This window comes from Nocardia sp. CS682, assembly GCF_004634405.1.
Taxonomy (GTDB): Bacteria; Actinomycetota; Actinomycetes; order Mycobacteriales; family Mycobacteriaceae; genus Nocardia; species Nocardia ninae.
Genome location: NZ_CP029710.1, coordinates 4,481,795 through 4,506,056 on the forward strand (window position 1 = coordinate 4,481,795; position 24,262 = coordinate 4,506,056).

24 protein-coding genes are annotated in these 24,262 nt (G+C 66.3%); 18 read left to right on the forward strand and 6 right to left on the reverse strand.

What is annotated here, in order from left to right:
* Positions 1–12: 12 nt before the first annotated feature.
* The 5 genes from DMB37_RS20255 (at position 13) to DMB37_RS40600 (ending at position 4,959) form a co-directional block, all read left to right on the forward strand.
* Positions 13–558, forward strand: coding sequence for a single-stranded DNA-binding protein (locus tag DMB37_RS20255; protein ID WP_135234057.1), 546 nt, complete (start codon positions 13–15; stop codon positions 556–558).
* Between the two features lie 58 nt (positions 559–616).
* Positions 617–868, forward strand: coding sequence for a 30S ribosomal protein S18 (rpsR, locus tag DMB37_RS20260; RefSeq protein WP_014989074.1), 252 nt, complete (start codon positions 617–619; stop codon positions 866–868).
* Between the two features lie 17 nt (positions 869–885).
* On the forward strand, positions 886–1,338 hold the full coding sequence (gene rplI / locus DMB37_RS20265) for a 50S ribosomal protein L9 (protein ID WP_107653392.1): 453 nt from the start codon (positions 886–888) through the stop codon (positions 1,336–1,338).
* 645 nt (positions 1,339–1,983) lie between these two features.
* Positions 1,984–4,617, forward strand: a complete 2,634-nt coding sequence (dnaB, locus tag DMB37_RS20270; protein WP_135234058.1) for a replicative DNA helicase — start codon at positions 1,984–1,986, stop codon at positions 4,615–4,617.
* A 204-nt stretch (positions 4,618–4,821) separates the two neighbouring features.
* Positions 4,822–4,959: a hypothetical protein gene (locus tag DMB37_RS40600; protein WP_167768892.1), complete on the forward strand. Its 138-nt coding sequence runs from the start codon at positions 4,822–4,824 to the stop codon at positions 4,957–4,959.
* A 21-nt stretch (positions 4,960–4,980) separates the two neighbouring features.
* Here the strand turns inward: DMB37_RS40600 and DMB37_RS20275 are convergent, their stop codons facing one another.
* The gene (locus DMB37_RS20275) at positions 4,981–6,069 is read right to left on the reverse strand and encodes an alkene reductase (RefSeq protein WP_135234059.1); all 1,089 of its coding nucleotides are present in this window, start codon (positions 6,067–6,069) and stop codon (positions 4,981–4,983) included.
* Positions 6,070–6,099: 30 nt separating this feature from the next.
* On the reverse strand, positions 6,100–6,495 hold the full coding sequence (locus DMB37_RS20280) for a RidA family protein (RefSeq protein WP_135234060.1): 396 nt from the start codon (positions 6,493–6,495) through the stop codon (positions 6,100–6,102).
* 154 nt (positions 6,496–6,649) lie between these two features.
* Here DMB37_RS20280 and DMB37_RS20285 point away from each other — a divergent pair, with 154 nt between their 5' ends.
* Positions 6,650–7,117, forward strand: a complete 468-nt coding sequence (locus DMB37_RS20285) for an NUDIX hydrolase (protein ID WP_135234061.1) — start codon at positions 6,650–6,652, stop codon at positions 7,115–7,117.
* A gap of 30 nt (positions 7,118–7,147) precedes the next feature.
* On the opposite strand, the gene DMB37_RS20290 is transcribed toward DMB37_RS20285, so the two are convergent.
* A complete protein-coding gene (locus tag DMB37_RS20290) occupies positions 7,148–7,558 on the reverse strand; it encodes a RidA family protein (RefSeq protein WP_135234062.1) in 411 nt (136 codons plus the stop codon).
* A gap of 71 nt (positions 7,559–7,629) precedes the next feature.
* Between DMB37_RS20290 and DMB37_RS20295 the strand changes: the two genes are divergently transcribed.
* From DMB37_RS20295 to DMB37_RS20310, 4 genes are all read left to right on the forward strand, one after another.
* Positions 7,630–8,028, forward strand: coding sequence for a helix-turn-helix domain-containing protein (locus DMB37_RS20295; RefSeq protein ID WP_135234063.1), 399 nt, complete (start codon positions 7,630–7,632; stop codon positions 8,026–8,028).
* 112 nt (positions 8,029–8,140) lie between these two features.
* Positions 8,141–9,481 carry a family 1 glycosylhydrolase gene (locus tag DMB37_RS20300; RefSeq protein WP_135234064.1) on the forward strand — a complete coding sequence of 447 codons (1,341 nt, stop codon included), beginning with the start codon at positions 8,141–8,143 and terminating at the stop codon, positions 9,479–9,481.
* A 59-nt stretch (positions 9,482–9,540) separates the two neighbouring features.
* Positions 9,541–10,485, forward strand: coding sequence for an RNA polymerase sigma-70 factor (locus DMB37_RS20305; protein WP_135234065.1), 945 nt, complete (start codon positions 9,541–9,543; stop codon positions 10,483–10,485).
* Between the two features lie 80 nt (positions 10,486–10,565).
* A complete protein-coding gene (locus DMB37_RS20310) occupies positions 10,566–11,786 on the forward strand; it encodes an NAD(P)/FAD-dependent oxidoreductase (RefSeq protein WP_135234066.1) in 1,221 nt (406 codons plus the stop codon).
* 62 nt (positions 11,787–11,848) lie between these two features.
* Here the strand turns inward: DMB37_RS20310 and DMB37_RS20315 are convergent, their stop codons facing one another.
* Complete coding sequence (locus DMB37_RS20315; protein WP_240771581.1) at positions 11,849–13,114, reverse strand: isopenicillin N synthase family oxygenase; 1,266 nt, start codon at positions 13,112–13,114, stop codon at positions 11,849–11,851.
* A 179-nt stretch (positions 13,115–13,293) separates the two neighbouring features.
* On the opposite strand from DMB37_RS20315, the gene DMB37_RS20320 reads away from it, so the two are divergent.
* Positions 13,294–14,943 (forward strand): cutinase family protein, encoded by a 1,650-nt coding sequence (locus DMB37_RS20320; RefSeq protein WP_135234067.1) that lies wholly within the window; start codon positions 13,294–13,296, stop codon positions 14,941–14,943.
* An 87-nt stretch (positions 14,944–15,030) separates the two neighbouring features.
* Here the strand turns inward: DMB37_RS20320 and DMB37_RS20325 are convergent, their stop codons facing one another.
* Positions 15,031–16,173, reverse strand: a complete 1,143-nt coding sequence (locus DMB37_RS20325; RefSeq protein ID WP_135234068.1) for a N(5)-(carboxyethyl)ornithine synthase — start codon at positions 16,171–16,173, stop codon at positions 15,031–15,033.
* Positions 16,174–16,326: 153 nt separating this feature from the next.
* On the opposite strand from DMB37_RS20325, the gene DMB37_RS20330 reads away from it, so the two are divergent.
* The 6 genes from DMB37_RS20330 (at position 16,327) to DMB37_RS20355 (ending at position 22,199) form a co-directional block, all read left to right on the forward strand.
* Positions 16,327–17,058, forward strand: coding sequence for an arginase family protein (locus tag DMB37_RS20330; protein WP_135234069.1), 732 nt, complete (start codon positions 16,327–16,329; stop codon positions 17,056–17,058).
* 175 nt (positions 17,059–17,233) lie between these two features.
* On the forward strand, positions 17,234–18,151 hold the full coding sequence (locus DMB37_RS20335) for a DMT family transporter (RefSeq protein ID WP_135234070.1): 918 nt from the start codon (positions 17,234–17,236) through the stop codon (positions 18,149–18,151).
* Between the two features lie 81 nt (positions 18,152–18,232).
* The gene (locus DMB37_RS20340; protein WP_135234071.1) at positions 18,233–18,673 is read left to right on the forward strand and encodes a nuclear transport factor 2 family protein; all 441 of its coding nucleotides are present in this window, start codon (positions 18,233–18,235) and stop codon (positions 18,671–18,673) included.
* Positions 18,674–18,702: 29 nt separating this feature from the next.
* Positions 18,703–19,356: a class I SAM-dependent methyltransferase gene (locus DMB37_RS20345; RefSeq protein ID WP_240771582.1), complete on the forward strand. Its 654-nt coding sequence runs from the start codon at positions 18,703–18,705 to the stop codon at positions 19,354–19,356.
* Positions 19,357–19,489: 133 nt separating this feature from the next.
* Positions 19,490–20,845, forward strand: a complete 1,356-nt coding sequence (locus tag DMB37_RS20350) for a wax ester/triacylglycerol synthase family O-acyltransferase (RefSeq protein WP_135234073.1) — start codon at positions 19,490–19,492, stop codon at positions 20,843–20,845.
* Positions 20,846–21,074: 229 nt separating this feature from the next.
* Positions 21,075–22,199 carry a nitronate monooxygenase family protein gene (locus DMB37_RS20355; RefSeq protein ID WP_135234074.1) on the forward strand — a complete coding sequence of 375 codons (1,125 nt, stop codon included), beginning with the start codon at positions 21,075–21,077 and terminating at the stop codon, positions 22,197–22,199.
* Between the two features lie 134 nt (positions 22,200–22,333).
* Here DMB37_RS20355 and DMB37_RS20360 read toward each other — a convergent pair whose 3' ends face one another.
* Positions 22,334–23,332: a DUF5996 family protein gene (locus tag DMB37_RS20360; RefSeq protein WP_135234075.1), complete on the reverse strand. Its 999-nt coding sequence runs from the start codon at positions 23,330–23,332 to the stop codon at positions 22,334–22,336.
* Between the two features lie 334 nt (positions 23,333–23,666).
* Between DMB37_RS20360 and DMB37_RS20365 the strand changes: the two genes are divergently transcribed.
* Positions 23,667–24,260: an SRPBCC family protein gene (locus tag DMB37_RS20365; protein ID WP_135234076.1), complete on the forward strand. Its 594-nt coding sequence runs from the start codon at positions 23,667–23,669 to the stop codon at positions 24,258–24,260.
* The last annotated feature ends 2 nt before the right edge of the window (positions 24,261–24,262 follow it).

Below are 24,262 nucleotides of genomic sequence, written 5' to 3' on the forward strand. Positions count from 1 at the left end.
AGGAGGAACCACATGGCAGGCGACACGGTCATCACCGTCATCGGAAACTTGACGGCCGACCCCGAGCTTCGATTCACGCCCGCGGGAGCGGCGGTGGCTAATTTCACCGTCGCGTCGACACCCCGTGTGTTCGATCGTAATTCGAACGAATGGAAAGACGGCGAAGCGCTGTTCCTGCGCTGCAATATCTGGCGCGAAGCTGCGGAAAATGTCGCCGAAAGCCTGACCCGGGGTTCCCGAGTCATCGTCAGCGGACGGCTCAAGCAGCGCTCCTACGAAACCCGCGAGGGTGAGAAGCGCACGGTCGTCGAGCTCGAGGTCGATGAGGTCGGCCCCTCGCTGCGCTACGCCACCGCGAAGGTCAACAAGACCAGTCGCGGCGGCGGTGGCGGCGGCGGCTTCGGGTCCGGTGGTAGCGGTGGCTCCGGCGGCAACGCGCCGGCCGGCTCCGGTAGTGGCGGTGGGCGTTCCGGCGGTGCCGAGGACGACCCTTGGGGCAGTGCGCCCGCGGCAGGCTCCTTCGGGGGCAGCCGCATGGATGACGAACCGCCGTTCTGACAACGGCTCTCATAGGCCCACTTCGCGTGGACCATCAATGATTACGGAGTAAACGACCATGCCTAAAGCGCCAGCGCGCGAAAAGGTGCTCAAGAAGAAGGCTTGCGCATTCTGCAAAGAAGCCAAGTCCGGAATCGTCAACATCGACTACAAGGACACGGCGCTGCTGCGTAAGTACGTCAGCGACCGCGGCAAGATCCGCGCCCGCCGCGTCACCGGCAACTGCGTGCAGCACCAGCGTGACATCGCGGTTGCCGTCAAGAACTCGCGTGAGGTGGCCCTGCTTCCTTACGTGTCGACGGCTCGCTGAGTAAGGGAGGCACGCAAATGAAGTTGATTCTGACTGCTGACGTGGACAACCTCGGTGCGCCCGGCGACACCGTCGAGGTCAAGGACGGCTACGGCCGCAATTTCCTGCTGCCGCGCGGACTGGCGATCGTGGCCAGCCGTGGCGCCGAGAAGCAGGTCGCGGGCATCCGCCGGGCGCAGGACGCCCGTAAGGTGCGCGACCTGGATCACGCCAACGAACTGAAGCAGGCCATCGAGAACCTCGAGTCGGTCTCGCTGTCGGTGAAGACGGCGGGCACGGGCAAGCTGTTCGGCTCGGTGACCCAGGCGGACGTCGCCTCGGCCATCAAGGCGGCCGGTGGACCCGTGGTCGACAAGCGCAGCATCGAGCTGCCGAAGTCGCACATCAAGTCGACCGGCAAGCACGGCGTCGTGGTGCACCTGCACCCGGACGTGGTGGCCAAGTTCGACCTGACGGTCGCTGCCAGCTGATATAGCACCACATCGAAGACCACTCCCGTGTTCGGCACGGGAGTGGTCTTCGGTTGTGCGACGCCGGCCACTCTTCTGAATAACTAGCTGTTTGCTCATTACCGGGCACTGCCATACGGAACATTTTCGGCAAATCGTCGCTGGTCACAGGGTTCCCACGGACAGGCCTGTGGATTACCGAGGAAACCGACCGGTGGCAATGTGATTCAGCTCATAGCCGTCACCCGTGCTGTTAACCCAACACGCCCGGCCGTTCAACTTGGCCGACACGCCGCGACTTTGTTCATCCACACGTGGATAGATCGGTAAATCGATGTCTATCTGCGGTTTTTCGCAGGATGACCTGGGTTTTCCCCAAGTAGTACACAGGGGCTGCACACAGTTAGGTGAACAGTCCCCAAGTTATCCACAGGTGTGTGCACAGCAGCGTTTGGCGACCACCCTTCGGGTCGCCTAAGTTCGTCGCTACGTCGTGAACGAACGGCCCGCACGTCCGGAAATCGTGGATACCGCAACGGTAGCTGGAACCCGCAGGTGGTCTTGGTCATCAGCCGCTGCCGCTGCGGCAGCGTGTCGGAGCACCGAGAGTAGAACGATCATCAATAGCGTGGGCCCCGGTGGGTAGAGAGAGGACGGTCGAGTCTCATGGCAGTCGTCGATGACCGCGGGCACGCGAACTTCCCGCCCGAACCCCCCGGTGAGGATTTCGGGCGCCAGCCACCGCACGACATGGCGGCCGAGCAGTCCGTGCTCGGCGGCATGCTGCTGAGCAAGGACGCGATCGCCGACGTCATCGAGGTCATGCGGCCCGGCGACTTCTATCGCCCCGCACACCAGCTCATCTACGACACCATCCTCGACCTCTACGGTCGCGGCGAACCCGCCGACCCGGTGACCGTCTCGGCAGGCCTGGACCGCCGCGGCGAGCTCAAGCGCATCGGCGGACCCCCCTACCTCGTCACACTCACCCAGACCGTCCCGACCGCGGCCAACGCCAGCTTCTACGCCGAGATCGTCGCCGAAAAAGCCATCCTGCGCCGCCTCGTCGAGGCCGGCACCCGCATCGTCCAATACGGCTACGCCGGCGCCGACGGCCAAGACATCGCCGAGGTCGTCGACCGCGCCCAAGCCGAGGTCTACGAGGTCACCGAACGCCGCACCACCGAAGACTTCCTCCCCCTCGAGGAACTCCTGCAGCCCACGATGGACGAGATCGACTCCATCGCCAGTCGCGGCGGCATCTCCCTCGGCGTCCCCACCGGTTTCACCGAACTCGACGAACTGACCAACGGTCTGCACCCCGGACAAATGGTCATCGTCGCGGCCCGACCTGGCGTTGGTAAGGCCCTGGCACTCGACACCCCGCTGCCGACCCCCACCGGCTGGACCACCATGGGTGAAGTCCGCGTCGGCGACGAACTCCTCGACGCCAACGGACACCCCACCCGTGTCGTAGCCGCCACCGACATCCTTACCGACCGCCCATGCTACGAGGTCGAATTCTCCGACGGGACCGTGCTTGTGGCGGACGAGGAGCATCAGTGGCTGACCGAGACCCGGGCCTCCCGACGGTCCGCCCAGCAGGCGACGACCGGCTACAACCGTTACCGCAATCAACGCACCTTCGCCGCGATCCGCACGACCGGTGAGATCGCGAGCACGCTGCGCTGCGCCACGGCCGATCGCAGGCTCAATCATTCTGTGGACAACACGCAGCCGCTGCAGTTGCCCGCTCGTGACCTCCTGGTGCCGCCGTATACCCTCGGTGCTTGGCTCGGCGACGGCACGTCCGCTGCCGCGCAACTCACTACCGCTGATCCGGAGATCGTCGCTCGCATCGAAGCCGAAGGTCTGACGGCGGTCCCGTCCAAGACCGCGCACTTGCGTTACCAACTGCGGTTACCTGCCGACGAGCCGATCCCGTCGCGCGAATGCGTGGTGTGTGGAACGGAATTCACCCCGTTCACCAGCGAAGTTCGCACCTGCGGCCGCTCATGCGGCGGTAAGGCGCGGTTCCACTCCGCGCCGGTCGCCGCGCCCACCTGCGTGCACTGCGGCGGGCCGTCGATCGGGCTGCGGATGTGCCAATCATGCCGAAACACAGTGGGCAGCGTGCAGGCTCGGTTGCGGACAATCGGCGTGCTCGGCGACAAACACATTCCGATCCAGTACCTTCGATCCGCCGAAGCCCAGCGTCGCGCGCTGCTCGCGGGTCTACTGGACACCGATGGCACAGTGACCCACGGTGGTTCGGTCCAATTCAGCGTGACCAATGAGCGGCTGTTCCGAGACGTCCAAGAACTCGTTGTCAGCCTCGGATACCGCTGCCACGTCTCTACGAAGCGCGTCCGCGGGCGGTCTGAGAGTTCATCGACCGCGTACACCATGACGTTCTCCACAGACGACGAAGTATTCGGCCTGTATCGAAAAGCGCTGCTACACAAGGAGCGCCGAGCGAGCCGCAGCACCGCGCGATCCGGTTCCCGATACATCGTGGACGTCCGCCGTATCGACAGCGTGCCCGTCCGCTGCGTCGAAGTCGACAACGCCGAACATCTGTACCTCGCCGGACGATCGATGGTGCCGACGCATAACTCCACGCTCGGCATGGATTTCATGCGCAGTTGCTCGATCAAGCATGGGCTGCCCAGCGTTATCTTTTCGCTGGAGATGAGTCGCACGGAAATTGTGATGCGTCTGTTGTCGGCCGAGGCGAAGATCAAGCTCGGTGATATGCGTTCCGGGCGGATGAGCGACGACGACTGGACCAAACTCGCGCGGCGCATGAGTGAGATCAGTGAAGCGCCGCTGTTCGTCGACGATTCACCGAACCTCACCATGATGGAGATTCGGGCGAAGGCGCGGCGCCTCAAACAACGCCACGACCTGAAACTCGTTGTGGTGGACTACCTCCAGCTGATGACCTCCGGTAAAAAGGTCGAATCCCGGCAGCAGGAAGTCTCGGACTTCTCGCGAAATCTGAAACTGCTCGCCAAGGAACTCGAGGTTCCGGTGGTCGCGATCAGCCAGCTGAACCGTGGTCCTGAACAGCGAACCGACAAGCGCCCCATGGTCTCCGACCTCCGCGAGTCCGGCTCGCTGGAACAGGACGCGGATATGGTCATCCTGCTGCACCGCCCCGACGCCTTCGAACGCGACGACCCACGTGGTGGCGAAGCCGACCTCATTGTCGGCAAGCACCGTAACGGCCCGACCGCCACCATTACCGTTGCGCACCAGCTGCATTTGAGTCGGTTCGTGGATATGGCGCGCGGTTAGCGAACGACGATTACGGTGATCTATCGCTGCGATACGACGCGGCATTCACCGGCGAAATCGCCGCTCTGAAACCCGAAATCAAGGTGGCTGCTATCGCCACGCCGGTGCCGTCGACGCGCTGCGCGTCGACGACGTCACCGCCACGACAGGAGATGGCACCCGATATCGGCAGGTGGGGGACCAAAAGCAGACTACCGAAAGTGGGTGGTCACGTGCCCGAACGGCATGGCACCACAACCGCATCAAGCTTGGGTACTTGCCGATGAGGACGTCGCGATCTTCGAACAGCATCCGGGTGAACACAACGATGCGATCGCCGCGAGCATGCAGATCGTGCAATGACCGAAGCTACGCGACAACGGCTCATGCCGGTTCTGTTTGCAGCACGGGATAGTCGGTGTAACCCTCGGCGCCGCCGCCGTAGACCAGGTCGCGGGCGTATTCGTTGAGGGGGGTTCCGGTGGCGAAGCGGGCGGGGAGGTCGGGGTTGGCGATGAAGAGCCGTCCGAACGAGAAGAGGTCGGCCAGGCCGGTTTCCAGGATCTTTTCGCCTGCGGAGCGCGTGGTGGGGGTCGGGCCGTTGAAGTTCGCGATGAGGGTGCCGGACCAGCGGGGGCGCAGGTCGGCGAGGGCGCGGTATGCGCCGCGTTCGATTATGTGGAGGTAGGCGAGGCCGAGGGGGTCGAGGGTGTCGACGAGGGTGCGGTAGGTGGTCTGTGGATCTTGTTCCGCGAGCTGGTTTTCCGGGTTGTCGGGGGAGATGCGCAGGCCGACGCGTTCGGCGCCAACTTCGGCCGCGATGGCCGTCGTGATGTCGACGGCCAGTCGGAGCCGGTTGTTGCGGGAGCCGCCGTAACGGTCGGTGCGCTGGTTGGTGTTCTCTGCCAGGAACTGCTGGATCAGGTAGCCGTTCGCGCCGTGGATCTCGACGCCGTCGAAGCCGGCCGCGATGGCGTTGCGTGCTTCGGTGGCGAAATCCTCGATCGTTGAGTCGACTTCGGCGGTGGTCATCGCGCGCGGCGTGACATGGTCCATCAGCCCCTGGCCGGTGAAGATCTGGGCGTCGGTGATGCGCACGGGCGAGGGTGCCAGCGGAGTCGCGCCGCCCGGCAGGATCAGCGGGTGGGTCATCCGGCCGACGTGCCACAGCTGGGCGAAGATGCGTCCGCCCGCCGCGTGCACCGCATCGGTCACCGTGCGCCAGCCTGCCACCTGCGCGTCATCGACGAGGCCGGGAATGCCGGGGCCGCCTTTGCCGAGAACGTTGGCGTAGATGCCTTCGGTGACGATCAGTCCTGCGCTCGCGCGCTGGGCGTAGTAGTCCGCGGTGAGCGGGTTCGGGACGCCGGTGGAGTCGTCCGCGCGTCCCCTGGTCATCGGGGCCATCGCGATGCGGTTCGGCAGATCGAGTGCGCCGCGGCGGTAGGGGCGTAGCAAAGGGCTGTCGGACATAAGTTTTCCTTTCACGATGTGGATCGGGGGTCAGCGAGCGAGTGCGGTGACTTCTACTTCGATCTGCCAGTCGGGCTGGGCGAGGGAAGACACTTCGAGCAGGGTGTCGGCCGGGTATGGCTCGCTGAGGAACTCCTCGCGGAGGTGGATGAGCTTGTCGAGATTGGCGGCCATGTCGGTGATGAAGATGCCGACCTTCACCACGTCACCCAGGTCGGCCCCGGCCTCCGCCAGCACCCGCTTGATGTTGGCGAACGCCTGTCGCCCTTGTGCCAGAAAGTCGTCGGAGACGGTGCGTCCCTGCTCGTCGATACCCGATTGCCCGGACACGTAGATGAGGCCGTTCGCCTTGATCGCCTGCGAGATCTTGTACGGCGCATACCAGTCGGGGGTGGTGGCGATCTTCTCGATGCGTTGCGTGGTCATCGTCGTCCTCTCAGATGTTGTATGTGCATGCAATAAATGTAGGTGCATGCAGATATTGTCACCACGAGTGCTCGGCTGTCAACACCGGAAGGCAACCCCCGGGCAGGCTGCGGTTGTTTCAGTAGTAGACGCCGAAGCAATGGAGACTGAGGCAATGAGTTTCAGGCTGGCGGCCTATGCCGTATGCATCGAGGATGGGCGGGTGTTGCTCGCCCGGCAGATGTCTCCGGACGGCGAGAGCAACTGGACTCTGCCGGGTGGCAAGGTCGAGCACGGCGAGGATCCATTCGATGCGGTGACGCGGGAGTTCACCGAGGAGACCGGCTACCGTGGGATCGTCGAACGCCTGCTCGGCGTGGATTCGCGGGTGATCCCGGCGGCCGCCGCACGAGCCGGAACCGAGCACCAGAACGTCGGCATCTTCTATCGAGTCCGCGTCACCGGCGGCCGCCCCCAGCCGGAGTCGAACGGTGAAACCGCCGAGCCGACATGGACTCCCCTCGCCGACGTCGATCACCTGCGGCGATCGTCACTGGTGGACGTCGGCCTCGCCCTTGCTCGGACGCTTCCGGCAACCGGTCATGTCGCTGCCGTGCCAGTGGGCGGGTTGATCCAGTACTGAAGCGCCGTGAACGTGCTGTCGGCCCGCGGGTCAGTCGAGGACGGCGTAGGCCTCTACCTCGACGAGTACGTCGGGCTCGAAGAGGTAGTCGACGCCGATTGCGGAGAGGGGCGGTAGGGGCTGGGGGATGCCGAGTTCTTCGGTGACGCGGTCGATTCCGGCGACGAAGTCCGGGTACTTGTCCGGGGTCCAGTCGGTGACGAAGAAGCGGAGGCGGACGACGTCGGCGAAGGTTGCGCCGGCGCCCGCTAGGCCGACGGCGGTGTTGCGCAGCGCGTGCGCGAGTTGGCCGGCGAGATCACCTGGGGCGACCGGGTTTCCTGCGGCGTCGCGGGCGATTTGGCCGGCGACGTGCACGTGGCGGGTGCCGGTGCTGATCGAGACGTGGTGGTAGGGGACGGGGGTGAACATGCCTTCGGGGGTCAGCAGTTGCACGGCCATGGGGTTCCTCTCGGAGTAGGTATCCGATGTCTACCTGGTGCCCCGAGGACACTTCAACGAGACTAGGTGTCATGCAGGAAACCGCTCTCACACCTTCGGACAACCCGCAACTGACCGCGCAGCACCGTGAGTTGCTGGATCAGCTGCTCGACAAGTGGTCGCTGCAGGTGCTCGACGCGCTGTGTGGAAGCCCGTTGCGCTTCAACGAACTTCGCCGGGCGATTCCGGTGGTGACGCAGAAGTCGCTCACGGCCACGCTGCGGCGGCTGGAGCGCAATGGGATGGTCGAGCGGATCGTGACGAATACGCGTCCGGTCGCCGTGGAGTACCGGATCTCGCCGCTGGGTAAGACGTTGCAGGATCTGATCGACGCATTGTTGCGCTGGTCCACCGTCACGTTGCCCGATGTCGAGCGGGCCCGGGCGCGCTTCGACGACCAGGTCGACGCCGAGCAAGAGCGAACGCTGTGAGGTAGGTCGGCGAAAGTGGCTGCGTCTCTGCGACATTTGCCGGCGAGCTCCAGAAACGCCGACTATCGCGTGATCCGCACTTCGACGGTACACATCCAGTTACCCTGAGGTGATGCGATTCCGGTTCCGTCGATATGCACTGACCGTACTCGCCGCTGCCGCGTCGACGATGCTGCTATGCACGAACTCTGCTGCGGCTCCGCCGATTCGCCCGGTAGCGGCGCCGCTCGGAGACTTCTTATGGGGTGTCGCGTCCTCCGGATTCCAGTCCGAAGGTCATGCGCCCGACAGCAATTGGACGCGCTACATCCCCAAACACCCGGATTACGACGCATTGCACGATTCGGTCGACTTCTACAACCGCTACGAATCGGACATCGATGCGGCCGCCGCACTCGGCGTGCGAGTGTTCCGCGTCGGGATCGAATGGGCCCGAGTGCAACCCGCGCCGGAGGTGTGGGACGAGGAAGCATTCCGTTTCTACGACGCCGTCATCGCGGCTATCACGCGGGCGGGAATGCAGCCGATGATCACTCTCGACCACTGGGTTTATCCGGGCTGGGCGGTCGATCGCGGCGGCTGGCGCAACCCGGGCATGGTCGGCGATTGGCTGGACAACATGCGTACGGTGGTCGATCGCTACGCCTCCCGCAATCCGCTGTGGGTCGCGGTGAACGAGCCGGCCGCCTACATCTCGCACGAGGTCCGCAGGGGCGCCGCCGACGCCGGCGAGATGCTGGATCGGATCGCGCAGGCGCACAACGCCATCTATGACCACATTCACCATGTGCAGCCCGGCGCGCAGGTGACGAGCAATGTCGGTTATGTCGCCGGGGCGGAGGGCGAGGTCAACGGGTCGTTCCTCGATCGCATCGGACACCGGCTCGACTACGTCGGCATCGACTATTACTTCGGTTACGACCCGGTGCAGTCACTGCTCGGCGGCATCAGCAGAGCCACCGGATCCGCCATTCCGAGCCTGCCGGGCACGAATATCTGGGATCTGCCGTTGCGGACCGAGGGCATCTATTACGCGCTGCAACACTATTCGCGCCGCTACCCGGGTAAACCGCTCTACATCGTCGAGAACGGCATGCCCACCGAGAACGGCCGACCCCGGGCCGACGGCTATTCCCGCAGCGATCACCTGCGCGACACCGTCTACTGGATCCAGCGCGCCAAGGCCGACGGCATGAATGTCATCGGCTACAACTACTGGAGCATCACCGACAATTACGAATGGGGCAGCTACACACCACGATTCGGGCTCTATACAGTGGATGTGCGCACCGACCCCGGGCTCGTCCGCCGCCCCACCGACGCGGTCGGCACCTACACACAGCTCGTCGCCGAGGGCGGCGTCCCCGACGGCTACCGGCCCACCCGCGCCCCGGCGCCTTGCTTCCTGGTCGACCCACCGGCCAGCTGCCTGAGTCCCGTCGGAGTTCCGTAACCACCAGGTCACGCCCGGTCGGGTGGCCGCGGCCTGCCCAGATGGTCGACCATAGGGGCATGTCGCTCAGCACGCACGAAGCCGATCTGTTCGAGAGTTACCGGGGTCGTCTGGAAGCGATCGCCTATCGGCTGCTCGGCTCCGCCGGTGACGCCGAGGACGCCGTGCAGGACGCGTACCTGCGCTGGCATGCGGCCGACCGGACCCGGATCGAGACCCCGGAGGCCTGGCTGACCAAGGTGCTCACCAATCTCTGCCTCAACCAGCTGACCTCGGCCCGGGCCCGGCGGGAAACCTATGTGGGGCAGTGGCTCCCGGAACCGGTGCTGGCCGGCGATCGGATGCTCGGCCCGGCCGACACGGTCGAGCAGCGCGAGTCGGTCTCCCTCGCGATGCTCACCCTGATGGAGCGCCTGTCGCCCAACGAGCGCGTGGTGTACGTGCTGCGCGAGGCTTTCGGGTACTCGCACCGGGAGATCGCGGAGATGCTCGACCTGACCGAATCGAACTGCCAGCAGCTCTACCGGCGCGCCAAGCAGCACGTCGGCACCGAACGGCCGCGCGCCGAGGTCGATGCCGACACCGCACGCCGGATCGTCGAGGAATTTCTCGCCGCGGCGCTCAGCGGCGATACCGAGCCACTGATCCGACTGCTCACCGACGACGCGGTGAGCATCGCCGACGGCGGTGGGCGGCTGCCTGCCCGCAAGATTCCAGTCGTCGGTGCCTTCGATATCGCCCGGTACCTGCGTCACGTGTTCCAGCCGACCCCGGCCAAACGAGCCTTCGTCGGCGACGACGCGGTCTTCTATGCCGTGGTGGTCAACGGTGCGCCCGCCGTGCTGGTCGAGGTCGGCGAGCGGGTGTACGGGGTCGTGGGTCTCGAGCCGACCGCCGACGGCGTCGCGGCGATCCACATCCAGGTCAACCCCGACAAACTGGCCCGCATCGCTCGTCAGTGGGCGGCCGCCGGGCCGCAGGAGCCGATCATCCGGAAGTGGTGACCCACATCACACGAGCTTTCTGTCAGGGATCGCGGGGCTGTCCGGTTCAGGAGGTGTACGCAACCACAGAGGAGCTCGCCATGAAGCATCGCATTGTCGTCCTCGGCGCCGGATACGCCGGAGCCATCACCGCCGGTCGCCTCGCCAAGCGGCTGCACCGCGACGACGTCGAGATCACGCTGGTCAATGCCGATCCCGAGTTCGTCGAGCGGGTGCGCATGCATCAGCTCGCGAGTGGCCAGGAGCTGGCGCCCCGCCCGTTGCGCGACATGTTCGCGGGCACCGGGGTGCAGGTGCGGGTGGCCCGGGTCGACGCGGTCGACGTCGACGGCAAGACCGTCGATCTCTCCGATGAGCACGGCGCCGCGACCCTCGGCTACGACAGTCTCGTGTACGCCTTGGGCAGCACCGTCGCCGACTACGGCACCCCCGGCGTCGCCGAGCACGCCTATCACGTCGCGGGTAAGCAGGCCGCGCTGCGACTTCGGAACCGCTTGAACGAGTTGGCCTCCGGCGACACCGTGCTGGTGGTTGGCGGCGGTCTGACCGGTATCGAAGCGGCCACCGAGATCGCCGAGGCCCGCCCGGACCTCCAGGTCGCGATCGCGGCCCGCGGCGGTGTCGGCGACTGGCTCAGCGACAAGGCCCAGCGCCACCTGCGGCGTACCTTCGAACGGTTCGGCATCACGGTGCACGAGCACGCCGACGTCGTGCGCGTCGAGGCGAACGGTGTGGTCCTCGCGTCAGCTCCGGCGGAGGCAGCGCCGATCCACGACAGTGCGAACCGGATCCCGGCCCAGCTGACCGTCTGGACAGCGGGTTTCGCGGTGCACCCGATTGCCGCCGCGACCACTCTCGAGGTGTCGGCGAGCGGGCAGATCGTCGTCGACGGCACCCTGCGCTCGGTGTCGCACCCCGATGTCTACGCGGTCGGCGATGCGGCGTTCGCGATGGGTGTGGGCGGCCGGCCGCTGCGGATGGGTTGCGCCACGGCTTCTCCGATGGCCTGGCAGTGCGCCGACGCCCTCGCCGCGCGGTTGACCGGGCGCAAGGTTCCCGAGACCCTGATCGGCTATGCCAGCCAGTGCATCAGCCTCGGTCGCCGCGACGCCATCATGCAGAAGGTGACGCCCGACGATCAGCCGACGTCCACCGTCCTCACCGGCCGGATCGCCGCCCGCGTCAAGGAGCTGATCTGCTCGGGGGCGGCGTGGAGCGCCGCGCACCCCACCCTGGGGATGCCGAGCCGCCGCCGTCACCTGGCGGCCGACACGGTGGCAGCCGAACTCGTCGCCAAGTGACGGGAGCCGCTGTCGCGCAGTCGAAGCCACCGGTCCGCGAGCGGCGGACCGGTGGCCGAGCTTCAGTCAGCTGATGGGTAGTCGGCCGGATCTTCCGCGAATGTTTTCTGCATTTTCCGCGAGATCCATTGTCCGGCGGTGGTTATCCCGAATGTGTCCGGGTCGCCACCCGCGAACGAGCCGATCGGATCAATTGCCGCATCATGATCGGGCAGATAGAAGAACGGGATCGACAGACGTGACGAGGTATTACCGAGTTCCGGGTTGATCACTCGGTGCATGGTCGATACCCAGCGGCCCGCGGTCCACAACGCCATGAGATCACCGATATTGACGATGAAACCGCCGGGAATGGTCGGGACGTCCTGCCATTCGCCGCTACCGTGCCGCACCTGGAGGCCGCCGATGTCGGTGTCCTGGTAGAGGATGGTCAGGCTGCCCCAGTCGGTGTGTTCGCCGCGGCGCAGTTGCCCGGGAAGCGGCGAATGATGTTGTGGGAAGTAGTAGTTGACGGCTACCGAGGAAACATGGTTGTCGAATATCCGGTCGAAGAAATGTTCCTCGAGGTCGAGTGCCAGTGCGAACAGACGCATGAGGTCGCCGGCCAGCTCCGTCATCGCCGCCATGTACTCGTGCCAGGTGCTCTCGAAATCAGCGGGAACAGTCGGCCATACATTGGCCAATTTCCATGACGCCCAGTAGTCGCCGAGGCGGTCACGTTCCTTGTCCGGTAAATCGCCGGTGACATGCGCAGAGAAGACTTCGCACAGGTCGGGTGGGGTCTTCAGGTCCAGGCTGTGCGCGGTCGACCCGCCGAGACGCCGGAATCCGGATACACCGGGCCGGTGCGCGACACGTTTTTTCACGGTATCGGGCAGTGCGAAGAATTCTCGATTCGTCGCACACATCCGCTCGATCAGCTCCGCAGGCACCCCGTGACCCACGATGGTGAAGAAGCCGGAGCTCGCGCACGCCCGATTGATCGCTTCGGCAATCGTCGTGCGGCCCGCCGCATTATCCCTGGACGACAAGTCGATCACCGGGACAAACCCCTCGACCACGGTAACGGTCTGCTGTTCCACCATCGAACACCTTTCTCGAATACTACGAGTTGTGTTGTGCCATAGACATTTCGAACCATGGCGTCGTCGAGTATCCGTAGCTCGAGCGTGGGTTGTACCCAGGTGTGAACGCAGGCGCGAATTTCCGCCGCGCGCAGGGCGGACGCGTGCGAGGAAGTTCCACCTCGAACCTCTTCGATGCACAGATCGTGCAGTCGCCGCGGGCAGTGTGTAGCGGAACTGAACACATTCGAGACGAGGAATCATCGATGCCCCTATCAATGGGGGCAAACGCCGCTCCCCCAGTGTTACTCGTTTGTGTTGCTCGTCGCCTCAGGAGCTCGACTACGTAACGATCGCCGCCCCATCCACGACGTTCCTGGTGACGCATGGCCTCGGGGGCCCTGCCCGTTCACGTGCCGGTAAATTGGAATGGGGATCAGGACATGGAATTTCGCGAGTTCTTCGCGCGACATCGAATCGCGACCGCCGTCGCGGCGCCCGCGGTGCTCGGGCTGGCGGCGGTCGTGGCCACCACGTTCGCACTGACGTCGACGCCCGAGACGCGAGACACGCAGCTCACGTCGTCGGTCACCGAGTGCCACGACATGGTGAGCATCTCGGTGGCAGGCCGCGGGGACACGCCCGTCGCGGGGACGACGAAACTGCTGGTAGACGCCAATGGCAAGGAGTTGCCCGCCGCGCTGTCCGGTGACCACAAGAGCGAATGGGTCGACCCGGTCGTCAACGCGCCCAACGGTGCCGTCGATCCGGGTTCCTACGCCGCGGTCTACATCGCGTACCCGGCGAACATGGCGACCTATGAGGACGCCGTCAACGCCGGTGCCGCCAATACCGAGCAGGTGATGCGCGAGATCGCGAAGGCCTGTCCCGACACCAAGTTCTCCATCGTCGGCTACAGCGAGGGCGCCGATGTCGTGCGCCGGGTCGCGATGAAGGTCGGGCATCAGGAAGCCGACAAGGACGGGGCCTACGGGATCGTCGATCCGGCCAATGTCGTCGGTGTCGTCATCCTCGCCGACTCCGGTCGCGGGGCGGGCGACGGGCCGTTCCCCGGCTCGAAGGATCCCTACGGCAACCCGGACGGCTTCGACCAGAAGTATCAGAACGGGAAGAACCCGACGCCGGGCCAGGGTGCCCTGCCGGGTACCAGCGGTGATTTCGGTGCGCTGAACGGCCGGATCGCGTCGTTCTGTTCCGACGGTGATCTCACCTGCGCCGCACCGGAGAACATCTCCCTGCTGCAGCTCGTGGTCAATGTCGGCAGGCAGATCAATGTCGACGCGCTCGAAAAGGACGGTCTCACACCGGCGACCGGGCAGGACGTCGCCGTCGTGCTCAGCCGCATCGCGCTGGCCGCGTTCGCCGACATCCAGTCGCAGCCGAACTGGCTGAAGAGCGACGAGACCTTCCTGCAGGTGCTGCTGAAGGTGTCGGATCCGGCCTACAAGCCGGGCCAGGCGCCGAAGACTCCGGTGAAGGCGGATGCGATCGCGGCCGACGACATGTCGCCGCTGGCCTACCTGCCGCAGAAGATCCTGAACGAGATCGTCGGACTCATCGTGACGAACCAGAACACCATTCCGGTGGTCATGAACGACCCGTACAAGCTCACCCTCGGGCCGAACCACACCGGTCACCACTTCGACTACTGGCGTGACGCCGACCCGGCCAACGGAAAGCCGCTCACCTCCGCCGAATACGCGGCCGCCTGGATCACCCACTTGGCCAAGCAGGCGCAGGCGGGCAAGAAGGTCGACACCACCGCCAAGCCGGAAGAAGCGGATCTCGCCGCCGCGTACAAGGCGGCCGCGGCCACCTCGACATCGCCGTCGGCCACGCCGACCAAGAGCGCGACGCCGACCACCAGTGCCGCGCCCACCACGACCAGCAGCGCGCCCACCACGACGCCGACCACCTCGGCGTCGCCGACCACCACCTCGGTCGCCCCACAGTCGACCACCGCACCGGCTCCGACCTCGGCCACCACGACCGAGACGGCGAAGCCGACCACCACCGTGGCGCCCACCACCACAACAGAATCCGCGGCACCGAGCACCACCAGCACGAAGTAAGGGCTCTCGGTCCACTGAATACAAAACCCTGCCCGGCGCACTACGCGCCGGGCAGGGTTTTTGGTTGTGCGCAAACCGGTGCTGCAGTCACACGACGGCGTACGGGTAGGCGGCAGCGCGGTTCTGGAAGGAAAGGATGCGCAGGTTCTGCACGCGGCCGTCGCGGATCTCGATGGCGCGACGCACGGTTTCGTTGCCGTCCCAGGCGTCCGGGCCTGCCATGACGATGGGCAGGTATTCGAGCAACGCCTCGGAGTTTTCCCAGGTGGCCGAGTTCCACAGGAAGGACGGGCTGTGGTCGACGGCGTAGTAGTGCAGGTCGTCGCCGATGGTGAACATGGGCGCGGTGAACGAGGTGGGGCGGGCCCATTCGAAGCCCATCCCTTCGTCGCAGGAGACGTCGATGAACAGGGTGCCGCGCGCGAACAAGGGCAGGTCCTCGTTCCGCACGAACATCAGCGGGTCCTCGGTGTCCTGGAACATGCAGTTGACGACCACGTCGTATTGGGCGAGCATCTCGGCCAGCGGTCCGGGTTCCGGCGCTTTCAGCGCCAGGGTCCGGCCGGGGTTCGCGGGGTCGCGCTGGAAGTGCTGCATCCGCACGGACGCGAACGGCGAGGCGACGGCCGAGACGCTGCGCTGGGTCAGCACCGTGACGTCGCTGATGCCGAGTGCGTTCAACGCTCGGACGGTGCCGCGGGCGGTGGCGCCGAAGCTGATCACGGCGGCGCGCATCCGCCGTCCGTAGTCGCCGGTGGATCCGCGCAGCTGTAGCGCGTGCAGCACCGAGCAGTAGCCGGCCAGCTCGTTGTTCTTGTGGAAGACGTGGACGCTGAAGTTGCCCTCCTTCGTCCAGTGATTCATTGCCTCCCAGGCGATCAGGGTCAGCCCGCGGTCGACGGCCAGCTGGGTTATCCGCTCGTCCTGCACACAGTGCGGCCACCCCCACACCACCTGCCCTGGACGCATTTGCTCGAGATCCTCGGCCAGCGGCTTGGGCAGCAACAGCACGTCGCACTCGGCGAACAGCTCCGCCCGCGAGCGATGGCCGGCGACCAGCGGCGCGAGGTGCTCGTCGGTATAGCCGAAGCGCTCGCCGTAGCCATGCTCGAGCAAGACGCGGTCACGAAGCCCGGGATCGATCCGGTCGAGGTGCGCCGGATGGATCGCCAACCGGTGCTCGTCCTCCTTGCGGGAGGTCGCGACTACACCGATTGTTAGTTGCTTCACCAAATGAGTCTACGCGCACTGACCAGCCCTGACCTGGTTTAGCGCCCCGAGCACCGGCGCTGCCCGACGACGAAGATCAGCGCCGATCCGGACAACCCGCAACCTGCCGATAATCGAGTGCCGACCAACCGGTATCGAATTAGGCTCGGGCACATGCGTTTTCTCGTGCCATACCACCTCGACGAGCACCGTCCAGAACTGGATGCGCCGGTGACACCGGACGAGGTGATCACCGCGGATCTGCCGGATGTGGACGATCCATGGACGCGAATGGCGGTGCTGTACGAGGCCGTCGCGGAAAAGGTTGCGGCGGCTGTCCGCAAGGGCGAACGTCCGGTGGTGGCGTCGGGCGACTGCACGACCTCGCTGGGCATGGTGGCGGGGTTGCAGCGCGCGGGTGTGGATCCCGCGATCGTCTGGTTCGACGCGCACGGCGACGTGCAGACGCTGGAGACGTCCGGCTCCGGGTATCTCGGGGGGATGCCGCTGCGGATGCTGACCGGGTACGGGCGGCACCTGATCGCGGATCGAATCGGCTTGCGCGACATACCCGAAGAACGCGCCGTGCTGGTCGACGGTCGTGATCTCGATCCGCCGGAGGCGGAGTTCCTGCGCACGGCACTGATCAGCCACCGCACCGTGGCCGGCCTGGGTGACCTGCCGGACGGCCCGATCTACCTGCATCTCGACTGCGATGTGGTCGATCCCGGCGACCTGCCCGGCCTGCTCTTCCCCGCACCGGGCGGACCGAGCTTGCAGGCGGTCTCCGGTGCGGTGCGCGCGATCGTGGACACCGGCAGGGTGGCCGCCTTCGGTCTGGCTTGCACCTGGCGCGACGACCAGGGTGCCGCCGACCGCATGCGCCCGCTGGTCGATACCGTCTGAAACCTTTCGGCCGACGGCGCTGCCGCCCCGGGCGACAGGGCCGACTGGCCTGGCCCGAACCCCGAAAAGTGGATCTGTCGGATGATCGGATCTTCTGTATAAGCTCCCGTTCGATCGAAAGCGAGTGGAGCATGCCGGTGACCCATATATCTGTTCTGTGCCGAGGGGTGGTCGCGTGACGCGGCGCGGGTGGGCGCTGTTCCTCGCGATGGGTCTGATCTGGGGCGTGCCCTACGCCATGATCAGGATTGCGGTCGAGGACTTCGACCCGGTGGTCGTGGCGTTCGCCAGGACATTGCTCGGTGCGCTGGTGCTGCTGCCGATCGCGGTGTACACCAACGCCTTGGCTCCGGTGTTCCGGCGCTGGCGGCCGCTGCTGCTGTATACGGTGGCTGAGATCGTCGGGCCGTGGTTCTTCATCGGGTACGCGGAGACCACGCTGCACAGTTCGACCGTCGGGCTGTTGCTCGCGGCGACGCCGTTGATCGCGGTGGTCCTCGTGACCAAGCTCGGCCATGACCGGTTCGACCGGCGCCGGGTGACCGGACTGCTGATCGGGTTCGCCGGGGTGGCAACGCTGATCGGCCTCGATATAGACCTGTCCAGCCCCGCCGCCCTGGGTGCGATCGCGTTGACCACCATCGGTTACGCGGTCGGCCCGATCGTCATCAACCGGTCGCTGGCCGATCTGCCACCGCTGGGCGTGGTGACCGCGTCGCTGATCATCGCCGCCGTGGTCTACGCACCGTTCGCCGCGTTGCGCAGGCCGACCAGCTACCCCGCCGACGCCACCCTGTCGGTACTCGGCCTCGCGCTGATCTGCACGGCCGCCGCGTTCCTGTTGTTCTTCGCGCTCATCTCCGAGGTGGGCCCGGCCCGCGCGACGGTGATCACCTACATCAATCCCGCGGTGGCCATCGTGCTGGGCGTCGCGGCGCTCGGCGAACCGCTCACCGCGGGCATGGCGATCGGCTTCCCGCTGGTGATCCTCGGCTCCATCCTCGGCACCGCGCGCAGTCGGGAGAAACCGGAGGAAGCACTGTGCACCACACCCGCGGCACCGGAAGCGGCGGTCCAATTACCTGAGAGGTAATCGACGGCGTCCACTCGGCGCGCCCAGAATGGTGTCTCGCCGCCTCGATCGGAGGCGGCAGCGAGATCGGAAGGATCGGCCGTGTCGTCGACCACCACACCAACCACCCACGCCGTGGTAGCGGAACTATTGCGCCGCATCGGTTCCGGCGACGCCGACGCGATCGCCGAGCTGTACGCCGACGAGGTGGACTGGAAACTGGATTGGCCGGACGCCGAGCACGGCCGCGCCGCGACACCCTGGATCCGGCACCGCTCGACCGGCGCCGAGTCCGCCGCACATTTCCGCGCGATCGCCGACCACCATGTGCCCGGGCAGGCGGCGACCGAGATCGAACGCGTCCTCGTCGACGGCGACCACGCGGTGGTGCTCGGCGAGATCCGGCAGACCGCGCGCAGCACCGGCCGCGCCTACCGCGCCCGCTTCGCGCTGCACCTGACCGTCGAAGCGGGACTGATCACCAGGCATCACGTATACGAGGACAGCCTCGCCGTCGCGCAAGCCTTCGAGGCCGACGCCTGACCCCACTGCGCGGTATGGATGATGTTGGGGTGACAGCAAATCGAAGCACTCCGGCAGACGTGGACAGCACCCGTGCCGCCTACGACGGCATCGCGGAGATCTATACGGAATTCGCCGAGAACCATCTGGCCGGCCAGCCACACGACCGCGCCATGTTGGCGGTGTTCGCGGAACTGTTGCAGGCCAATGGTTCCGGCGCCGCCGCCGACATCGGTTGCGGACCGGGGCGGCTCACCGCGCACCTGCACACCCTCGGTGTGCCTGCCTTCGGCATCGATCTGTCGCCGGAGATGATCGGCATCGCGCGGCGCCGGTATCCGGAGCTGTCCTTCCACGAGGGCACGATGGAACAACTGGCCCTGGCCGACGGTTCGTTGCGCGGGCTCGTCGCGTGGTACTCGATCATTCATCTTCCGCCGGAACGAGTCCCGGATGTGTTGACCGAGTTCAATCGGGTATTAGCGATGCAAGGGCACGCGTTGCTGGCATTCTTCGCGACCGACACCCCCGACTCGGTAGAAGCGTTCGACCACAAGGTGACTCGCGCCTACCGGTGGGCACCGGAGCGGCTTGCCGCATTGTTGCGGGACGCCGGGTTCACGGTGCACACGCGGATGGTCCGGGAGCCGGATCCGGGCGAGCGATTCCTACAGGGTTACTTACTGGCAGTAAAGGTTCGCTGAAGACTGGGCGATCACCGCCCGGACCAGGTAAGTTAATGGTGTCGCGCAGGATTCATGGCTGCGCGCGGGCCCGCCCGACAACGTGGTCGATTCGTTTGCAACCACACCACTGTCGTCAGGGGGCGACCACACCATGGACCTCATCGCACCGATTGATGCCGTCTTCCTCCTCGCCGAATCCCGCGAACACCCGATGCATGTCGGCTCGCTGCAGCTCTTCGAGGCGCCCGAGGACGCCGGGCCCGATTTCGCCCGGCTGACGCACGAGAAGTTGCTGGCGTGCAAGGACATCGACTCGACCTTCCGTAAGCATCCGGCCACCCTGTTCGGCGCGCCGCAGCTGGCCTGGACCAAGGCCGACGACGTCGAACTCGAATACCACGTGCGCCGCCTCGCGGTTGCGCGCCCCGGCCGGATGGACCAGCTGGTCGAGCTCGCGTCCGGGCTGCACAGCACCCTGCTCGACCGGCACCGCCCGCTGTGGGAGATCTACCTCATCGAGGGCCTGGCCGACGGCCGCTTCGCCGTCTACTCGAAGATGCATCACGCATTGATCGACGGCGTCTCCGCACAACGCGTCATCCAGCGGACCTTGACGAACGACCCGGCCACGACCGAGGCCAAGGTCCCGTGGAACCTGCCGAGGACGCCGCGCGAGCCAGCCGCCGAGTCGTCCAACGGACTCCGTGGCGCGGCCCGAAACTTGTTGTCGGCGGCCGCATCCGGGCCCGCCCTGCTGCGGACCGCACGCTCCGTGCTGGTCCAGCAGCAGTTGACCATGCCGTTCGAGGCGCCGCGCACCATGTTCAACGTGCCGATCGGCGGCGCCCGCCGCACCGTGGTCCGGTCCTGGCCGCTGGAGCGGATCAAGCAGGTGAAGAAGGCCACCGGGTCGACCATCAACGACGTGGTGCTGAGCATGTCCTCCGGTGCGTTGCGCGCCTACCTCGCGGAACGAAACGAGTTGCCGGACAAGCCGTTGATCGCCATGGTGCCGATGTCGCTGCGCAGCGCCGACGACGTGGAGACCAATGGTGTGAAGGTCGGTGCGGCGCTGTGCAACCTCGGCACCGACGTCGCCGATCCGCTGGAACGGCTGCGGGTGGTGAGCGAGTCGATGCGCAAGAGCAAGGAGGTGTACGGCTCGCTGTCGAACCTGCAGACGATGGCGTTGTCCGCGCTGATGGTCAGCCCGATCGCGCTCAGCCTGCTGCCCGGTCTCGTCCCGCTGACCAATCCGCCGTTCAATATCGTCATCTCGAACGTGCCGGGCCCCCGCGAACCCATGCACTGGAACGGTGCTCGCCTCGACGCCACCTACCCGATGTCCATCCCGTTCGACGGCCAGGCGGTGAACATCACGCTGACCACCAACGCGGACAATCTGGACTTCGGTCTGGTCGGCTGCCGACGCAGCGTGCCGGAACTCCCCCGCCTGCTCGACCACCTCGAAGACGCGCTGACCGCACTGGAGGAAGCCGCCGTCTGAAAGAGGTCTGCCGAGCAAAACTAGAACGTGTTACTGTCAGATGATGGTGCACAGACCAGTCGAGGAAGCCGCGGCCGCGTCATGGCGATCTCTGCGGCTCGCGGCCGATTCGACGCGTCTGGGTTCGAGCGTGAGCTGACGAGCACCGCGGACAACTATGTAACTCGTTCTAGGACAAGCTGCAGCTCGTCGTTCGCGGCGGCGGAGCAGTGAGGGAGACCAGCACGCCATGCGTACCGAAATCTGCGAACGGCTCGGGATCGAATTCCCCATCTTCGCGTTCACCCACTGCCGCGACGTGGCGGCCGCGGTCAGCAATGCCGGCGGGCTCGGCGTGCTCGGTGCGGTCGGCTTCACCGCCGAGGAGCTCGAGGTCGAGCTGGCCTGGCTCGACGAGCACGTGCACGGCGTGTACGGCGTCGACCTGGTGATTCCGAGCAAGTACGAGGGCCAGGGCATCGACGGTCTGTCCCCCGAAGAGCTGGAAGCCAAACTGGCGGAACTGGTTCCGAACGGCCACCGGGATTTCGCCGAGAAGATCCTGGCCGACCACGGTGTGCCCGCGCTGCCCGACGGCGAGCGGCACAACCAGCTGCTCGGCTGGACCGCGACCACCGCGGCCCCGCAGGTGGGGGTGATCCTGCGGCATCCGAAGGCCAAGCTGGTCGCCAACGCGCTGGGCACCCCGCCCGACGACGTGATCAAGCAGGTGCAGGACTCCGGCAGGCTCATCGGCGCGCTGTGCGGCTCGGTGAAGCACGCGCTCAATCACAAGAACGCGGGCCTGGACTTCGTCGTCTGCCAGGGCACCGAGGGCGGCGGGCACTGCGGTGAGATCTCCTCGCTGGTGCTGTGGCCGCAGGTGATCGACGCCGTCGGCGACCTGCCGGTGCTCGCGGCGGGCGGCATCGGCAACGGCCGCCAGGTCGCCGCCGCCATGGCGATGGGCGCGGCGGGCGCGTGGACCGGTTCGCTGTGGCTGACCGTCGAGGAGGCCAATGTGCCGCCCGCGCAGATGCAGACCTACATCGACGCGTCCAGCCACGACACCGTGCGCTCGCGGTCGTGGACCGGCAAGCCGTGTCGCATGCTGCGCAACGACTGGACCGACGCCTGGGAGCAGGCCGACACCCCCGACCCGCTGCCCATGCCGCTGCAGATGATGGTGGCGCTGGACGGCGTCAAGCGCGGGCACCGCTACCCGGAGGCGGCCAAGGACGTGAACTTCAACCCGGTCGGCCAGGTGGTCGGCATGATGACCAAGGTCGAGCGCTCCGCCGACGTGGTGAATCGGCTGATCCAGGAATACGTCGAATCCTGCGACCGGCTCAACAAACTCAACGGCGGACTGTAGTCACTCCAGCTCCCCCGCCTCTCCGCGCCTCAGGCCATACAGGTCGGGTGCTCCACCAGGCGCGTCCAGGTCCTGCGTCAGGCGCTCATCACCTTTTGGGCGTGCCCGGTGAGTTACCCATGTACTCGCGAAATCTACTGCCCGATTGTCCATTCCGATGCTGACCATCCCGGCGAGCGCACGTCTCCTCGCTTGAGCACCGGGTCGGTGATGCCGCCCGCGCAGGCCAGCTGGTCGGTATCCCACCCGGCCAGCTCGGCCCCGTTCGCGTAGACGGACTGGAAGAACTCGAGCGCGGCGCCGACCGGGTCGGCGGTCCGGCGGGCGGCGTCGTACGGGTAGTACGCCGAGTGGCCCGCGCCCGCGGTGATCCAGTGGGCGCCCGCGGGGGTCAGCGCGCGGTCGGCCAGTCCGGCGGGCTCGGGTGCGGTGTAGGAGTAGAACGTCGGCTCGGGCACCTTGTCGTCGCCGAACCAGAAGCCGGAGCTGATCACCTCGCGTGAGTACGCCTCGCGGGTCACCGGATCCACCGTGTCGGGCAGTTCGATGTGCCGCGGCGAGAACCGCTGCACCGCGATATCGAAGGTGTGCCAGAACAATTGGACCGGGCTGATCTTGCCGGAGAAGGTCGCGCTGAACTCCTCGAGCACCCGGCCGACCTGACTCTGCACCTGAAAAGCGTGGCGCGCCTTGTCCGGATCGTAGTCACGGTGTTCGTCGTCGTCCTCGAACGGCCGGTGCGCGTCCGGTAGATCGAACGGATTCGGGTGCGCCAGCACGACATCCACGTCCAAGTCGCGCAGGCCGTTACGCACAGCGCCGTAGAAGGTGGCCACCGACTGGTCGACGAGGTCGATCTCCACCTGGGTGCCCTGATCGGTGGCGATGCGCAGCACATGATCGAAGAAGTCGAACGCGCAGGTGAAAACGGGCCCGTTGCGGGCGGACCCGAGCGGGACGGTGGTCCAGCCGCGCGCGGTGAGCCGGTAAGTCATATGCCACCAGTGGTTGCGCCGGACGCCCTTGGCCAGCGCCACCTTGCCGACGATCTGGGCGAAGCGGTGCAGGGTCTCCTTGGTCGGCCGCCAGGAGTCCAGCGGAATCGCGGGCAACGGCTCGAATGGCACGGTCATGCCGAAAACGGTACGCCGCCGCGTCCACCGGGCCCGCCACCGTCACCCGGCAAGGTCGGCGGCGGGCCGGCGTCCAGCCGGTCACCCGGCTAGTTCTGCGGTGCCGGGCACGCCCCAGTGGACGAGTCGGTGCATCAGGTCGCAGGCCGTGGGTCAGCCGAAAGTATCGATTCCAGCTGTCCCAGACAGTGTACACTTCGCAAGCGCGGTCACCGCAGCGGTGCAAGGGATTGCGCCGCGAAGGCCCGCCGACGAGTACGCCGGACTTCGGCATGACCCCCGCCTCGACGGACGCACCGTCGATCACCGCAGTAGCAGCACGAGGAGTATCCCCATGACGCCCTGGATCATTGCCGCCGCCATCTTGCTCGTCCTCGGTCTCGCCGGAGTGGCCGTGCTGATCGGGTTGCGACGCTCGGCCAAGGCCCTGCTGGCCGGTGGCGGCAGCTCCCTCACGCCGGCGCGCGCCGACAAACTCGAGCGCTTCATGGCGAGCAAAGCGGGCTTCGTGGTCACCGCTGCGCACACTTACGACGCGGCACCGGAGCGTGTCTGGGCCGCGCTCCACACCAACGGGTTCTTCTCCTGGCTGCCGCTGATCAACGGCATGCGCTACCCCGACCAGGATCGCGGCGTCGGTGCCACCCGCGTCTTCGACGGCTTTCTGGTCGCCGGAGCGGAGCAGGTCGTCGCCAGGGAGGAGGGGCACCGGCTCGCGCTGACCGCGACCACCTCCTCGGTGCCGTTCGCCGTCAAGTCGATCGCCGAGGAATACGTGCTCAGCGCAACGGATTCCGGCGCAACCACCCTGACCTGGACGCTGGCCGCACAGCCCCGCCTCGGCTGGCTGCTGCCGTATCGGCTCTTCGCCCCGCTGGCGCGGCCGTTCGCGCGGTGGAGTCTGCGCGGGCTCGCCAGTCGTCTCTGAGC

What these genes read in the sequence shown, in the direction of transcription:
- DMB37_RS20255 (WP_135234057.1), top strand. Translation starts at nt 13, where the DNA reads ATGGCAGGCGACACGGTCATCACCGTCATCGGAAACTTGACGGCCGAC.
- rpsR (WP_014989074.1), top strand. Translation starts at nt 617, where the DNA reads ATGCCTAAAGCGCCAGCGCGCGAAAAGGTGCTCAAGAAGAAGGCTTGC.
- rplI (WP_107653392.1), top strand. Translation starts at nt 886, where the DNA reads ATGAAGTTGATTCTGACTGCTGACGTGGACAACCTCGGTGCGCCCGGC.
- dnaB (WP_135234058.1), top strand. Translation starts at nt 1,984, where the DNA reads ATGGCAGTCGTCGATGACCGCGGGCACGCGAACTTCCCGCCCGAACCC.
- DMB37_RS20275 (WP_135234059.1), bottom strand. Translation starts at nt 6,069, where the DNA reads ATGTCCGACAGCCCTTTGCTACGCCCCTACCGCCGCGGCGCACTCGAT.
- DMB37_RS20280 (WP_135234060.1), bottom strand. Translation starts at nt 6,495, where the DNA reads ATGACCACGCAACGCATCGAGAAGATCGCCACCACCCCCGACTGGTAT.
- DMB37_RS20285 (WP_135234061.1), top strand. Translation starts at nt 6,650, where the DNA reads ATGAGTTTCAGGCTGGCGGCCTATGCCGTATGCATCGAGGATGGGCGG.
- DMB37_RS20290 (WP_135234062.1), bottom strand. Translation starts at nt 7,558, where the DNA reads ATGGCCGTGCAACTGCTGACCCCCGAAGGCATGTTCACCCCCGTCCCC.
- DMB37_RS20295 (WP_135234063.1), top strand. Translation starts at nt 7,630, where the DNA reads ATGCAGGAAACCGCTCTCACACCTTCGGACAACCCGCAACTGACCGCG.
- DMB37_RS20300 (WP_135234064.1), top strand. Translation starts at nt 8,141, where the DNA reads ATGCGATTCCGGTTCCGTCGATATGCACTGACCGTACTCGCCGCTGCC.
- DMB37_RS20305 (WP_135234065.1), top strand. Translation starts at nt 9,541, where the DNA reads ATGTCGCTCAGCACGCACGAAGCCGATCTGTTCGAGAGTTACCGGGGT.
- DMB37_RS20310 (WP_135234066.1), top strand. Translation starts at nt 10,566, where the DNA reads ATGAAGCATCGCATTGTCGTCCTCGGCGCCGGATACGCCGGAGCCATC.
- DMB37_RS20315 (WP_240771581.1), bottom strand. Translation starts at nt 13,114, where the DNA reads ATGATTCCTCGTCTCGAATGTGTTCAGTTCCGCTACACACTGCCCGCG.
- DMB37_RS20320 (WP_135234067.1), top strand. Translation starts at nt 13,294, where the DNA reads ATGGAATTTCGCGAGTTCTTCGCGCGACATCGAATCGCGACCGCCGTC.
- DMB37_RS20330 (WP_135234069.1), top strand. Translation starts at nt 16,327, where the DNA reads ATGCGTTTTCTCGTGCCATACCACCTCGACGAGCACCGTCCAGAACTG.
- DMB37_RS20350 (WP_135234073.1), top strand. Translation starts at nt 19,490, where the DNA reads ATGGACCTCATCGCACCGATTGATGCCGTCTTCCTCCTCGCCGAATCC.
- DMB37_RS20355 (WP_135234074.1), top strand. Translation starts at nt 21,075, where the DNA reads ATGCGTACCGAAATCTGCGAACGGCTCGGGATCGAATTCCCCATCTTC.
- DMB37_RS20360 (WP_135234075.1), bottom strand. Translation starts at nt 23,332, where the DNA reads ATGACCGTGCCATTCGAGCCGTTGCCCGCGATTCCGCTGGACTCCTGG.
- DMB37_RS20365 (WP_135234076.1), top strand. Translation starts at nt 23,667, where the DNA reads ATGACGCCCTGGATCATTGCCGCCGCCATCTTGCTCGTCCTCGGTCTC.